The 14,081-nt window shown below is 63.4% G+C and carries 9 protein-coding genes and 1 pseudogene; 3 read left to right on the forward strand and 7 right to left on the reverse strand.

Annotated features, from left to right (window positions below; translation table 11 throughout):
• Positions 1–688: 688 nt before the first annotated feature.
• Positions 689–1,420: an HNH endonuclease family protein gene (locus tag BJ964_RS46435; RefSeq protein ID WP_188126619.1), complete on the reverse strand. Its 732-nt coding sequence runs from the start codon at positions 1,418–1,420 to the stop codon at positions 689–691.
• Positions 1,421–1,422: 2 nt separating this feature from the next.
• The gene (locus BJ964_RS46440; RefSeq protein WP_188126620.1) at positions 1,423–2,679 is read right to left on the reverse strand and encodes an AAA family ATPase; all 1,257 of its coding nucleotides are present in this window, start codon (positions 2,677–2,679) and stop codon (positions 1,423–1,425) included.
• Between the two features lie 131 nt (positions 2,680–2,810).
• Between BJ964_RS46440 and BJ964_RS46445 the strand changes: the two genes are divergently transcribed.
• Together BJ964_RS46445 and BJ964_RS46450 are read left to right on the forward strand one after the other, a co-directional pair.
• Complete coding sequence (locus BJ964_RS46445) at positions 2,811–3,059, forward strand: hypothetical protein (RefSeq protein ID WP_188126621.1); 249 nt, start codon at positions 2,811–2,813, stop codon at positions 3,057–3,059.
• A gap of 450 nt (positions 3,060–3,509) precedes the next feature.
• Positions 3,510–4,387 (forward strand): annotated as a pseudogene (locus tag BJ964_RS46450) (IS5 family transposase).
• 1,317 nt (positions 4,388–5,704) lie between these two features.
• Here BJ964_RS46450 and BJ964_RS46455 read toward each other — a convergent pair.
• Positions 5,705–5,920, reverse strand: coding sequence for a site-specific integrase (locus BJ964_RS46455; protein ID WP_188126622.1), 216 nt, complete (start codon positions 5,918–5,920; stop codon positions 5,705–5,707).
• Positions 5,920–8,685, reverse strand: coding sequence for a tetratricopeptide repeat protein (locus BJ964_RS46460; protein WP_188126623.1), 2,766 nt, complete (start codon positions 8,683–8,685; stop codon positions 5,920–5,922). Before BJ964_RS46460 ends, BJ964_RS46455 begins: the two co-directional genes overlap by 1 nt.
• Before the next feature lie 150 nt (positions 8,686–8,835).
• On the opposite strand from BJ964_RS46460, the gene BJ964_RS48925 reads away from it, so the two are divergent.
• Complete coding sequence (locus BJ964_RS48925; protein ID WP_262479444.1) at positions 8,836–8,970, forward strand: hypothetical protein; 135 nt, start codon at positions 8,836–8,838, stop codon at positions 8,968–8,970.
• A gap of 86 nt (positions 8,971–9,056) precedes the next feature.
• Here the strand turns inward: BJ964_RS48925 and ltrA are convergent, their stop codons facing one another.
• The 3 genes from ltrA to BJ964_RS46475 all read right to left on the reverse strand — a co-directional run bounded on the left by ltrA (position 9,057) and on the right by BJ964_RS46475 (position 13,945).
• Positions 9,057–10,295 (reverse strand): group II intron reverse transcriptase/maturase, encoded by a 1,239-nt coding sequence (ltrA, locus tag BJ964_RS46465; protein WP_188126624.1) that lies wholly within the window; start codon positions 10,293–10,295, stop codon positions 9,057–9,059.
• Positions 10,296–10,304: 9 nt separating this feature from the next.
• On the reverse strand, positions 10,305–10,562 hold the full coding sequence (locus tag BJ964_RS46470; protein WP_188126625.1) for a hypothetical protein: 258 nt from the start codon (positions 10,560–10,562) through the stop codon (positions 10,305–10,307).
• A gap of 164 nt (positions 10,563–10,726) precedes the next feature.
• The gene (locus BJ964_RS46475; RefSeq protein ID WP_188126626.1) at positions 10,727–13,945 is read right to left on the reverse strand and encodes an AAA domain-containing protein; all 3,219 of its coding nucleotides are present in this window, start codon (positions 13,943–13,945) and stop codon (positions 10,727–10,729) included.
• Positions 13,946–14,081 lie beyond the last annotated feature (136 nt).

A 14,081-nucleotide genomic window follows, 5' to 3' on the forward strand; every position in this document is an offset into this window, starting at 1 on the left:
GCAGCGCCTCACTGTAGAACTCGCTAACCGTTTAAACGGCGTCGAGCATGATGCTCGAGTCCGCCGAACGCATGACCGACGCTGCTTGACCCGCGGTCAAGGTGCAGTACCGCGTAGCGCACTTGACCATCGCGGTCCCCAAGACACGCAGTATGCCGGCCCTGGAACCGGACCGGCATACTGACCTGCATCTTTGCACTGTCGGGCTGACAGGATTTGAACCTGCAACCGCTTGTTACCGACCACGACGATCCGAAGCTTGTCATCCATTGCCGAAACTTGCGGTTGACCTGCACCAATACCGTCAACCAGCGGTCATATTTGTCACTCGATGTCACTAGTCGGACGTAGTTTTCGAGGGGTAACCGGGGGCCAGATCGGCCGCCAATCGAACAACGACGGGAACTACCGGCCGTGACCAATGCCCATGCGGCCAACGGCAGGACCCGCACGGCCGAGGCCCGTTGGAGTCCGCGCTTCCGCACGTCAAGCCCGATGCGCGCTGTTCACCCCGATGCCAAGCGTGTAGACCAACGCAGTGCCGCGCATGGCGTGTGGTCTCCACATGGTCCCCACCACCTGCTCAGCCGCCGAACGAGGCCTAGTCTGACAGCCCTGTCCGCCTGTCACACACCGTTCCCGCAGGTGAGACGCCAGAGCAAAGTTTGCGCTTCACGAATGACCGTACTCAATACCGCCGAGTCGACCAACGGACAAATGATCGCCAAACTGAATGATTGCCGGTTCGAATCAGGGAGAAAGGCGCCTCATCGGCTCCGTCCCAGATAGCGAACCACCGTGAAATACCGAAGTCATCGTCGGCAACCTCACGCGCCAGTCGCTGGCAAACTTTCGCCTCATTTGATCCCGCCAGCACCTCTTCCGCGGCATATGCGAGCCTTCGAATTACACGGGAACGCCCCTCTTCGGCCGCCTCCGTCGAAAGAGTCTTTATAATTTTCAAAGTCTCCACTGCTCGTGGATCGAGCGTGCCACCAAGGTCCCTCTCAACGACTACACCGGTAGCTGTATCAAGAAACAGGAAGCGCCACGGATCACACCATGTTGGATTAATAAGTAGCGGCTTACCGAGGCTATCTACAGGGAATTTGTTGGACTTATATCTATTGCAGCCCGTACAGACATAGAGAAAGTTCTTCCACTTAAAAGCTTCTTCAGAATATCCCACAATGGGCTTGAAGTGTTCAATGTCTGTCCCCCGCGAGTCGCTACAGTAGTAGCAACGAGCGCGCGTACCGGCCATAAAAGCTAGCCTTTCGGCTACAGCATTTCCAGCAACCGTCTTTCTAAAATTTTCCCATTCCTTTGCGACGTCGCCCGTTGCCGCAGCTTGGATCTGTCGGCGAAATAACGCCTCGGTCAATGGTCGTGCGAGCTCTTCACGATGGATGAATCTCACGATCACACCGTCGTAAATAGTGACAACTGCTCCATCTCCTGCTCTTCCCCCTCGCTAAGCCTGCGCATACGCGCTTTCGCTCTGAGTTGAGCATGCCTCCGCCGAGACTCCACTGCCCGCGGCGACCGTGTATGCTCTAGCCCAAAAGCAGGAGTCAATAGGATCTCATCAGCCTTCCCTGCGATCACCTTATTGAATTCATCTTCAGTTAGGATGAACGGCTCGCCTACTCCAGGCTGCGGCAAGTGATAGATTCGACCGTTGTCCGCCGCCTGACAAACTAGAGGGCTGTGCGTAGTTACAATGAATTGAATCAACGGGAAGTGGCGCTTGAGCCAAAAGCCAATCTCACGCTGCCAAGCAGGGTGCAAATGTGCGTCCACTTCGTCGATAATGACCACTCCGGGCCTGCGGAGAAAGACGCCATTTGGCCCTTCCTCAAGAAGACCATCGGGTCCATACACATCCACCATATGGCGAAAAATATCCATCAGCATAGCCAGAGCCGAGCGATACCCTTCGCTCATATCGGTCAATGACATCCGGCGGCCGGCCTGATCCAGCAGCCAAATTCCATCCGAATTTACGTCCTTGATCGTCATCCCCTGCCGAAGGAAGTCATCCCTCAATAGAGTTAGAAGCATGTCGAGGGTTTTGCGCTCATGCTCACGCTGCTCAAGCTTGCGGTACATGAGCTGCTTCGCCCACTCTTCCACCTCACCGAGAGTGGCGTCTTCTTTGAACAGGGTGGCAAATCTTGGGATTCTACCGGGAATTACCATCAATCGCTGCGCATCCGGCGAGCTCCCATACAACCGCCGAAAAGGGCCGTACCCTAATGCAAACCACCCATTGGTTGACAACGACCATGGCCCAGTGAAAGCACCTTTCTTCTTATTGCGAAAGATATCTGTCGGCGCAAGGTCCCACGTCGGCCCATTCCGGGTCACTTCGACTTCAGCCCAGAAGGTCCCCTGTACAGGATTTCCCCCGCGAACCGTTTTGTCCCACTCGTGATTTGGCTTAATTTCTACCGAAATACTTCCAGACTCCTGCCCTTCGGTTACCCATCCTCGTAGGTCAGGGACAATACTCCTTGCCTGGTCGGGACCCAGGATCGCCAGCGAAATTGCCTTGATGAATGCAGTCTTACCAGCGCCATTGTCGCCTGTGACGACAGCCCAGCCGGGATACTCGTCGCCGTCCGGGCACAGGTCGATATCCGCCTGTTCAAAACCTTTGATGTTATTGAGAACCACGCGCTTTATATACATGTGCCCCTCGCTTGATCCGGGTCCTGTAAGAGTAAAGCAGCCGCAAACTGCTGGGAACCCTCCGACAACTCAGGTACTCCCCGGCTCGCAGAACATCCTGCTCCTTGAGTAGATCCTTGGCTTCGGAGGATCTGGCGCCTCAGCGCTTCCGCTATTTCCCTCATGGAGGTTACTACCGCATCGGCACCAGCAAGGGCTTCGACCTTCCAGAGCCGGTGAGAACCGATGCCGACGTCTGCCGCCAGAGCCGCCCCGATATCCGAAAGCAGGTCGCCGATCAGGGTGCAGGAGGAGGCGTGGACGGTTCAGCATCCTGGCAGCAGGCAAGGCAAGTTCTGACATGTGCCCGTGACGACGACATGTGAGCGGGGTCGCTGACGGGGTACAGCGGCGCGCCTATTCGGTCAGGCCGGCTGAACTCGCCCTGGTTACAATCAGTCGCAACGCCCCGCCGCCGTCGCTTGCGACACGTAGCGACGTCGGAGAATAGCCCGGACACAGGGCGCTTTGGCCCCGACGACGCAACGCGTGCTACGGGGCGACCTTGGGATGGCCTTGCCTGTCTCCACCCTGGACTGACGCGGCTGGCGGCCGAACAGCACTGCGGGTGCCGAAAGCTTCATCCGCCCTGGTCACGGCCACCCTGGTCGCCGACGCGTGCGACCGGGGCCGCAGCGGACACCAGCGGCAAGACCGCGACGGTGATCTCTGCAGAGCATTCCGTGAGGATGTTCTGTTGTGCTGCTGCGACTGACATACCTCGGCGTGACTAGGCCGTATCTGGCGGATCATGGACGTCGGTCGTTATACGAGTCGTGGCGCGTTTCGATCTGACGGACGACGAGTGGGCGATCTTGGAGCCGTTGCTGCCTCAGGGTGGTAAACGAGGAGGTCGTTGGCGTGATCACCGGCAGGTGATCAACGGGATCTGCTGAGTGAAACGGACCGGGTCGCCGTGGGCGGACATGCCGGAGCGGTACGGGCCTCACCAGACTGCTTATGACCGGTTCGCCAAATGGCGCGACGACGGCACCTGGGCCCGGCTTAAGCAAGCGGTGATCGCGTTGGCCGAGGCCGACGAGGACATCGACTGGAACGCGCAGGTCGATTCGACGGTCGTGCGCGCGCATCAGCACGCCGCGGGCGCCCGTAAAGAGGGCTGGACGCGAAGGAGTCGCAGGTACGTCAAGGTCTGGGTCGCTCCCGCGGGGGACTGACCACGAAGGTGCACACTATCGGCGATGGCCGGGGCCGGTCGCTCGCCACGCGTATCACCCCGGGTCAGGCTGCCGACACCAAGCAGCTCAAGCCGTTGCTCGACGATGTCGCGGTCCGGCGTCCTGGTGGGGTCGGTCGTCCTCGTAAGCGCCCGGACTCGGTCAGCGCGGACAAGGCGTACTCCAGCAAGGCCAACCGTGCTGACCTGCGCCGCCGGAGGATCACGACGGTGATCCCGGAGCGTAAGGATCAGCAGGCCAACCGGGCGAAGAAGGGTTCCGCCGGCGGGCGGCCGCCGAACTTCGACGCCGAGGCGTACAAGAAACGCAACCAGATCGAGCGGGGCTTCAGCCGGCGCAAGCAGTGGCGTGGGGTAGCGACCCGGTATGACAAGCGCGGTGATTCGTACAAGGCAGTCCTGGACCTTGCTGAAACCCTCGACTGGCTACGAGCCAAACCGGATCGCACCCGTTGATCCACCAGATACGGCCTAACACTCTTGCTCTGCTACGGCTGCCGCCGATGAACGACCGCGACAAGGACACCGAGATCCTCGCGTTGCGGCATCAGATCATGGTCCTGCATCGGCAGCTGCACGGCGATCGGGCCGGTTCACCTCGATCGACCGGGCCTGGCCAGCGGCCCTGCTGCACCCGCTACCACGAACCGTGCTGAACCAACTGCGGCTGCTCGTACGCCCGGAGACCGTACTGCGCTGGCACCGCGATCTGATCGCCCGCCGGCACGCCCGACAGCCCGTCCCGGACGGCCGCCGACGAACCGATCGATCCGCGCGCTGGTACTGCGCCTAGCATCGGAGAACACCGGCTGGAGATACCGGCGCATCCACGGCGAACTCGTCGTCCTCGGTGCGAAGGTCGCCGCCTCGACCATCTGAGAGATCCTCAAAGACGCCGGGATCGACCCGAGACGACACGGACCGTGGACGTATCACGCAGGTGGGTCCCAGGTACGGCATATCGATTCGTCGGTGAGCGTGGCTGGCCCGACCTCGACAAGCCGGGCTGCGCCATCCAGTGGGCGTATAAACCTGTGAATCAGGTCGACGCTGGGCAGCGTCGAATACGCGATCGTGCGGGTGTTTCCCGCAGACCGGTGGCAGGCTCAATCGGCTAGACCAGTCTTTGGATGTTGGGGTCAGCATCAAATTTTGAGGCGCCTGTATCCGATCAGGTGACAAGGCTATTTTGGTTCCGTGCCCCCAAGTTGCCCCCAAACAAGAAAGGGGCCTTACCCAGTGACTACCGGGAAAGACCCTCTGACCTGCGTCGGGCTGACAGGATTTGAACCTGCGACCCCTTGACCCCCAGCAGCTGAAAGGCCCAGCGACGTGCTCGACAACGTTTTACCAGGTCACCGATAAGCATACCAGGGCGAGTTAAGGTGTCGCTACCAGAAGCCTCGACCGCGCTCCAAACAAGGCATTCTAGCTGCGGTTATGCAGAGTGGATTCTCAGAGCGGCGATTCTCATAGATTATCAGCACGTTCCGGTGCCACCCTGCCACCTGACTCAACGGGGGCGAGCGGCGGGCTAGAAAGTTGATCAGTAGAACCCTAGGCCCGGGCCGTCCCCATAAGGCATATCTCCTCTATTTAGAGAACCAATATTTTGATGAGAATGTACCCTTTGAAGCTCCTCATTGACTCTCAAACAGGACCTCGGGATTCGGTTCCCAATCCCGGCCGCTCGATTCCGTGCGCGCTTTGTTCGATGCGTTATACGGCCATACGGAACCGGCGGCATCCTGTTGTACCGCTCCGGCGACATGCTCAGGCCGCGAGATGTCGTGTCGGTGGCGCCACCAAGTCGGCGATCTCGTGGGCGACTTGCAGGCGTCGAGCGGCGTCGACGCAGACATAGCAACGAATCAGGGTTGCGGCGTCGTGGCCGAGCCGTTCGGCGACCTCGTGGATGCCGCGCCCAGCGTCGATCAGGTTCGACGCGATCGAATGCTGGACCTGATGGGGGACGAGCTGCTCGATCATCACTGATCAAGCGGTCGACATCCAGGATCCCTATCCGACATTTCGCTACATAAACGGCAATCGGTCCGGCGCAAACCACATCCCGTTCCGTTCGGCAGCAGATCATTGAAGGGGCCGAGGTCGAGGCCGGTCGCAAACCTGCCGTCGCCAGTCAAACCGAAACGGGTCAATTGCTGAGCCGATCTCCCGTCGCCTATAGCGGTGAGCAACCTTGCCCAGGCGAATCCTGCACCTCGGTCACCCAGGTCTACGGCGCGCAGGTACATGGCCATAGCACCTGCCGGATCCCCTGCCTCTACCCGAACCTCAGCCAGCTCGTGGAGGGCATCCATGTCGCCATGATCGGCGGCAAGCAGACGTAGCTCATCGGCGCCGACATCGTCACCACTCCCCTCGCGCAGCCCAGCCAGCCAGAACAGCAAATGCGGCTGACCTCGGTGCGCAGCTTCCCGGCAGACCTCTTCGACGCCGGCCATATCTCCCGCGTCGAGCATCAGCCGTGCCAGTGGTCGCCAGGCCTTACCGGAACCGAGGTCGACTGCCTGGCGATACAGGTTGGTGGCCCCGTCGACGTCGCCGATCTCGGCATGCATCCTGGCTAAAGCGATCACCGCATCTGGCATGCCGTATATCGCAGCCTGACGGTAGTAGGCCTCAGCGCCCATGAAGTCATCGCACCGTTCCCGAAGGCCAGCCCAGACCATCCATGCCTCGCTAGACCCGCGCGCCGTGTAGGTCCGACACAGGCTCTCGGCTCCGGCAAGGTCTTCGCGCATCACACGACGGTGGACGAGAAATTGCAGTGCAAATGTCTCACCAGCGTCGGCACCCTGTTCCAGCAGGGCCTCACAAGCTGCATCGTCCCCGAGCCGATCACGGATACCCGCCAGCGCGAGTAGCCCACCGCTGACACGACGGTCAACTGCTTGTCGGCAAAGCGCTTCGGCACCGGTCAGATCGCCCGCGTTACGGCACAGGTCGGCGGCACGCAGCAGCGACGCTCCATCGCCGCGAGTAGCCGCCCGCTGGTACAACACCATCGCATCGTCAAGGTTCCCCGCACGTTCACACCGCTGGGCAAGCGCCACCGCTGCACTGACAGATCCGCCGTCGAGCGCAAGCTGATACAGCCGCTCGGCGCCAACTGTCTCTCCCGCGCCCTCGAGCACTCCGGCAATGCTGGTCAGGGCATCGGCATCGCCCAGGTCGGCCGCTTTGAGATACAGCCGGATCGCTTCCTGCAAGCGCAGCCGTGATCCCGCCTGATTGCCCAGCCGCCGTAGCACAACCGGGTCCACAGTGGCAGCCGGGTCAATGTCGGTGGTGCTGAACGCCTGCCACAGGCTGTCAGGCGGGTACACGCTGGCGCGCTCAGTGCGGCCAAGTTGTTCGAGGTAGTCGGCCAGCCGGTAGCAGGGCTGCCCGCCCGCCGACGGCGGTTCGCCGTGGCGGGGCCGGATCCGGGTCAGCGGACTGCGGGCGCCTTTGCACGGCTGGGCGGTGTAGGCCAGCGCCTGCTCGAGCCAGTCATCTCCGCATGCGTCCCAGTCGTGATCGGTGAGGTAGCCGGGGGCCGCCTGTTCCAGCAGAGCGTGCGGTAACGCGACCGGGTAACCGAGGCGGCGGGCGTCGATGGCCACCTGCAGGATCGCCCGGGCCGCTGGTGGTGCGGTGCGGTAACGATCTTCCAAGGCGGGAGCACCAGCCAAATACTGCGTAATCCGGCCGCTCTCGGCCTGCTTGGCGGCGTACCGCAGCCGCACGTCGACGCCTGGGCCAACCAGTCCCGCGAGTTCGGCGGGGGTGAACGTGTCGCCGAGGTCAACCTTGACGCTGAGGGCCAATAGCTCCCGGACCTGCCCATACACATCCGCTCCCGGCTCGGAAGGCCGGCTGGTCAGGGTATTCCAATAGTCCGTCCACATGGTGGACAGGACTAGCACCGGGCCCCGGCTCGGCTCGGTCAACAAGGTCCGTAACCCTGCGGCGATCCGCTCCCCCAGGGCGGTGTCGGGAGGCATCAGATAGTCCTGGGCCTCGTTCAGCCACACGATCGTCTCCGGGCCCGCATTCGCCAGATTCGCCAGGGCCGCCTGCGGGCGGGTCGGATCGAACGGATGCCACAACCGCCACCTGCCCGGCCGCTGGTTCTTCAAATACTGGGCCAGCTCCCAGCCGGTCCGGGTCTTGCCTGTCGACGACCCACCCACCAATGTCACCAGCCGCGACCGGCCATCGGCCAGCATCCCGTCGACCAACTCCCGCAGCCGTCCATCGTGGGCCCTCGGCATGTAACGGGGCAGCACATCGGCCGTAACCTCCCAGGGGACCTGGATCGCCGGGTGTACCCCCAACACGAGGGGGTCGCATTCACCGATCGGCCAGCCCAGCCGATCATAAGTCGTCGCGGAAGGCTCGGCCGTGGCGGCGGCTATCCACAGCTGGCGGACCTGCTCCGCGACATGCGCAACATCCCGGCACCCGGCGGCCCAGGCCAAAACGGTCGCGACAGTCACCGTGTCCTGCTGGCCCGCTAACCCGTCGCCACTGATGATTTTGCCGATCAGATCCTTGCCCGGCGAACCGGGTAGATCATTGTCCTCGGCGATCTTTCGGGCGAGTTCGGCCAACTGCGGCCGATCTGCCTCCGCGTACAACCGGTAGACCGCGTCTCGCAGGTCCCGGGCCAGCCCGGCAGGCAGCGGCTTCTTCTCCACGGGCCTCGCACGGCGGCCCGACAGCGGTCGGGACTCATCGGCACTCATCGCCGACCAGGATGCCCGAACCGACCCCGCCAGCACACCAATCGACACTCATCGGCACCAAGAATCGCCCATCAGGAAGGGATCGACCCTGGGATGCACAGCCGCGCTACCTCCCACATCCCAAGCACAGCAACCTGACGGAGCAACCCGATGACCCAGATCCAACAGACCCCTAACGGCCCGCAGAGAAACCGGATCCGCATCGCCCTGGCTGCCCTTACCGGCGTCCTTGCCGGCGCCAGCCGCGCGATCACTGACTGGCTACTGCACCACCTCGACACGTAACTCGCAGGGGCGGACCACCCAGGGTCGGGTCGCCCGAAGGGATTTCACCTCCGGGCTCCCACGGAACGGAGCGTGACAGTCTCCCGTCACTCCGCTCGTACCACCCTGGCCATCATCAGAGGATTACGGACCCAGGCCCAGTGTGCGAAGTAGCGCGGGTGTTGCGAGATGATGCGTTCCCACACGACTCGTGCCTTGCGTCGGGGTCGTAGCCGCCGGTACTTCTTGCGGATCCAGCGCACCAGGTAGGAATTGATACGCGCCAGGAAGGTGTAGAGCGCGGAGCGGTAGAACCGTCCGTAGTAGCTCATCCACCCGCGTACGACCGGGTTGATCATCTCGGCGAGTTCGGCCCAGCTCAGGTCCAACCGGCGGTGGATCTGCCAGCGCAGGACGGTACGGCTGAGTCGCTTGAGAGCGTCCTTGCTGACCGCCGGGAGGAATGCGATAAACAGCTCTCCATGGCGGTCCTTGGCCCCGCGCGGACGGAACGTGTATCCGAGGAACGTGAACGAGGTGTCCGGGTGGATGCCTCGCCGGTTGGTGTCCTTGCAATACACGATCTTGGTCTTGTCCGGGTGCAAACGCAGCCCGACCTCAACCATCCTGTCCTCGATCGCCTGGCGCACCACGTGCGCCTGGCGTTCGCTGGCGCAGTGCACCACCGCGTCGTCGGCGTAACGTTCGAACGGCACGGACGGAAACGTCCGGACCATCCAGGTGTCGAACGCGTAGTGCAGGAACAGGTTCGCCAGCACGGGTGAGACCGCGGACCCTTGCGGGGTTCCCCGGTCTCGGGGTTGCAGGCTGCCGTCGGGCTGCTGCATCGGGGCGGTGAGCCACCGCTTGACGTACAGCAGCACCCAGGGCAGGTCGGTGTTCGCCTCCACCGCTTTGATCATGAGGTCGTGGTCGATGCTGTCGAAGAACGCCTGGACGTCCAGATCGACGACCCAGTCGTAACGCCAGCACCGTTGCCGGCATGCCGCTACCGCGTCCAGCGCCGACCGTCGCGGCCAGTAGCCGTAGGAGTCGGGGTGGAAGATCGGTTCGACCTTCTCCTCGATCCTGCGGGCCACCACGGTCTGCGCCACTCGATCACCCACAGTGGGCACACCGAGTGTTCTGACCCCACCCTGCGATTTCGGTATCTGCACCGCTTTCACCAGAGGCGGGAAGTAGCTGCCCTTGGGTTCCTGGTCGGTGCGCGAGGTGTCACCCGGCCCGTCCCAGTCCGAACGCTGCCCCGATGGATGCCCTTGTGTGCTTGGGTCATTTTCGGGCCGCCCTCGGCGCGTGGGGCATCGAGGGCGGTCGGGCAGCATGGCCGTCGTTCAGCTGGCGATGATTCCGGCGGCGATGAGGATGAGCAGGATGATCAGTCCGGCGATGAGCAGCGAGGCATCGTCGCCGTCGCCGGTAGGGGTGGACTGGCTTGTGGTGACGGTGCGTTGGTGGCTGCGGACGTAGGTGCCGTCACTGCGGTAGTGGGCGCGGACGCGGGTGGTTCCGGCCGTTTTGGGTGTGGTGCGTCGGGTGTGTGGGCGGACGTAGCTGCCGTTTCGTCGGTAGTGGCCTCGGACGTGGGTCATGATCACCCTTCTGTGATCAACTTGTTACTTTCCGCCCAAGATGGTTACACCTACCTCCGACATGAACTGCGGCATGAAACTGAGTCGATCAATGCATTTACGGCTTCTGGTGCGCTCCTTGACGTTTCGTCACTCTGCGCACGGCCGACGACCGAACTGGTCGCCTACCGGCGAGCCCCGTGTTGGGAAGTGAGTGATGTCTCCCACCGACAACGTGCGGGACGGCCGCCTGGTCCGGCTACTCCGGTTTGGGCGTAGCAGCGCCAAAAGAAGCCCTGCCGGATGGTGCGGTGCAGCACGAGGGTGGCGTTCCCGCAGGCGCCGCATGTCGGTGGAGCGGAGATGGCGCGGGCTTGTTCATGGTCGAGCAGTTTGCGGGCGAAGTGTTCGCCTTCCATGACGAGCATGACTTCGCGGCTGCTGCTCTGCGACAGTGCGTTGAGGCTGCCGAAGAGCACGATGCGTTCGTCGATGACGATGATCTTCTGGTGCATCTTGAACACTTCCACCACGGCAGGCACGACCGTCCGAAGGACGGTGACCTGTTGTTGATATAGGGGTTGTCCTTGGTTGTGGTCGCTGGAGTCGCGGACGAAGACGACCGTCTTGACGCCGCGGCTGGCTACGTCGGCGATCGCCGGTAGGACTTTCGTAAGTCGGCTGGCGGTCCAGGTGGCCCAGATCCATAGGCTGTGCTGGGCGGATCGCAGGTGGGTAGTGAACGTTTCGTAGAACTGGCGCTCGTCCTGGATCGCGGTGATGCGCACGTGTTGGGCGAGGATGTCCGCGAGGTCCTTGCCGACCAGGCCCAGGCTGGCCTGTCGGCGTGTGTCGCGCGGGTCTGCTGGCAGACCGAGTAGGAGGCGGGCGGGGACGGTCCGCACGGTTGTGCCGAGAGCGGCAATGGCGCCGAGCGCGGTGCCGGGTGCGGCGTCGATGATGAGGTTGCGGCTACCGATCAGGTAGAGGCGGTGTTTGGTGCGGGTGATCGCGACGGTGAACAATCGCAGGCCGTCTCGGCCGAAGGAGCCTTCATGGGGGCCGGCTGCGGCCATCCAGCGGGGAGTGGTGCCGTCTTCGACGAGGTCGAAGACGGCGATATCGAACTGGCGGCCTTGGAAGCGGTGGGCGGTGCCGACGTCGGTGGGGTTGTTGTCGTCGTGTTCGCGGTCGCGGAAGGCTTCAAGGGTTGCTTCGGCCTGGTGCTTGTACGGGGTGAGGACGCCGACGTCCTCGCCTTGGCCGCGGTGGTAGTCGGCGAGAACCCGGGCGATGAGTACTCCGATCGGCCACCATCCGGTCCTGGGTCCGGTGGGTCGGACTTCGGCGAGGTCGTCAATGTCGTCGGTGTCGATCAGGACGATTTCGGGGTCGTTGGGGTCGTGGTCGCGGATCTCGTCGCCGGCGGTGAGTTGCCCGTCGTAGGCGATGGTGTTGGCCAGGTTCATGATCTGTGGGCCGAAGCGATGCTGGATGTCCAGGGTGGTGCAGCCGGGGTGGGCGCGTGCTTCGGCAGGGACGGTGATGCCGGTCAGGGCGAAGACGTCGCGGAACAGCCACCGGCGTACGTCGGGGTCTTTCGTGTTCTTGATGGGGCCGGTGATCACGGCGCCGAGTTGCAGGAAATCCCCCAGTAGGATTGCGGTCGTGCGGGCGCGAGAGACGGCGAGCAGGACTTCGGGCAAGGTAGCGGCGCCGACCTCGTCGATGAGGACGACGTCGTAGGGGCCGTCGAGCAGCGTTTTGCTGGTCCGCATTCGTGCGAGGGTGGTGGCTACCACGGTGGCTTTTTTGATCAGTTCGGTCTCGGCGTCGCGGCGTAGCCGGTCGAATTCGTCCTGGGCCTCGGCGTATTGCTGTTCGAGGCGTTGACGGCTGGCTTCGGCGGTGGCGGCATCGGCACGCATGATCAGCAGTTGTTCGTGCCGGCGTGGCAGGTCGTCACGGGCGGCGCGTTCAACGGCGGCGCGTTCGGCGTCGGTGGGTGGTGGTGTGGCTTCGGCTGCGGTCAGCTCGGCTTCGGCCGCGCGCAGGCGTTCGTCGAGGCCGGCTTCCTGGTCGGCGATGGCGTCGCGGTAGGCGCGTGCTTTTGCCAGAGCGGCATGCTTCTGGGAGATCTGTTCGTCGGTGTAGCGCACTCGCTGGCGCAGATTGGTGATCTGTTCTTCGGTCGATATGCGGACGCGGGCAAGAACCTCGCGATTGTGCTGGTCGCGGCGTTCGGCCTCGTCGGCGAGGCTGCGTTGAGTGCGTACGCCGGCCTCGAGAGCGGTAATGGTGTTGCGATTGCGCCATCGCTGCAGCTTGGTGCCGGCCATGGCGGCGCGTAGTTCACCGGCAAGGCGGTCGGCTTCAGCACGGGAGGTCATGGCGGTGACGCTGATCTGATCGCCTGCGTTCTGGGTAGCTGTCCATTCGCGGTTCAGGTCGGCGATAGAGCCGAGCGCCTGGAGGGTTTCGGCGGTGTCCGCGACCGCTGCTTCCGCGACGCCGATCAGTTCGTCGGCGCGGGCGAGAGCTGCCTGACCGGTTCGGTGCTCACGCCTCGCCTGTTGCAGCGCGGCGGTGAGGTGCGGGATCTGGTCGGTCTTGGCGATCAGCGTGCGGATGCGGATGTGTTCGGTGGGGTCGAACCCGGCCAGGGCGTTCTCGGCTGCGGCGAGGTCGTCGGCGGCGCGGCGAAGAGTAAGAAGGTGCTGGTTGAGCTGGTCGCGGCGTTGTTCGACCGTGGTGAGCCGGTTGCGGACGAGGTTGGTCAAGGACACGTCTGGGTCGGCGGCTATCGCGCGTAGATGCGGTGCGCCGACACGTACGAGCTCGCCTGGCCGGTGCCTGCGGTGGCGTAATACCCCCAGCAGGGCGTTGTCGACGGCCACGTTTGTGGCCGAGACCAGCAGTACGCGTTTGCCGGCGGCAGCCAAGGCGTTGATGGCCTCGCTGAGCACCCACGTTTTGCCGGTTCCAGGTGGCCCCCACACCAGCCGGACCCCGGGAGCGAGGCAGGAGGCGTATGCCTGACGCTGCGCGAAGGAGAACCCGGCAATCTTGGGCGGATCAGCTGGGGCGGCGGCGAGCCGGCCGGCGACGAGATCGTGGGCGAGGCTCGTGTCGCCGATGGCGCGCAGGCCGTCACGTAGCTGGGTCAACAGATATGTGGCCGGCTGGCGTTGCCGCCACAGATGCGCGTCCTTCAGGGCGACGAATTCGGCGACACGTACGCGTAACCGCCGGCCGTCGTAGATGACGTCCAGTGGTGCATAGCCTTGGCCGGGCTGGGGAGGGTTTCGGCCGGCCAGGCGGAGCCCTTCGGCCCGGTCGGGGTCGAAGGCGGAAGATCGAAGGTCGACCGCGTACCAGCCGGCTTCTGCTTCCCCGCAGGCCACGCCGACCAACGTAAGACCTGGTCGGCCAGGGCCGGAACGCCTGTCACCAGCGTCGCCGCCTTCCGTCTGGAGCCAGGTTTCGACTGCTGCGCATACCTCATCACGCCAGTCAGGCAGAGCACACCTCCAGCCAGAC

Origin of the sequence: Actinoplanes lobatus, assembly GCF_014205215.1 — a bacterium.
Classification (GTDB): Bacteria; Actinomycetota; Actinomycetes; order Mycobacteriales; family Micromonosporaceae; genus Actinoplanes; species Actinoplanes lobatus.

Bases quoted from the DNA above. Each gene is read 5' to 3' on its own strand.
- BJ964_RS46460 (WP_188126623.1), bottom strand. From the start codon at position 8,685: ATGAGTGCCGATGAGTCCCGACCGCTGTCGGGCCGCCGTGCGAGGCCC.
- BJ964_RS48925 (WP_262479444.1), top strand. From the start codon at position 8,836: ATGACCCAGATCCAACAGACCCCTAACGGCCCGCAGAGAAACCGGATC.
- ltrA (WP_188126624.1), bottom strand. From the start codon at position 10,295: ATGCTGCCCGACCGCCCTCGATGCCCCACGCGCCGAGGGCGGCCCGAA.
- BJ964_RS46470 (WP_188126625.1), bottom strand. From the start codon at position 10,562: ATGACCCACGTCCGAGGCCACTACCGACGAAACGGCAGCTACGTCCGC.
- BJ964_RS46455 (WP_188126622.1), bottom strand. From the start codon at position 5,920: ATGATCGAGCAGCTCGTCCCCCATCAGGTCCAGCATTCGATCGCGTCG.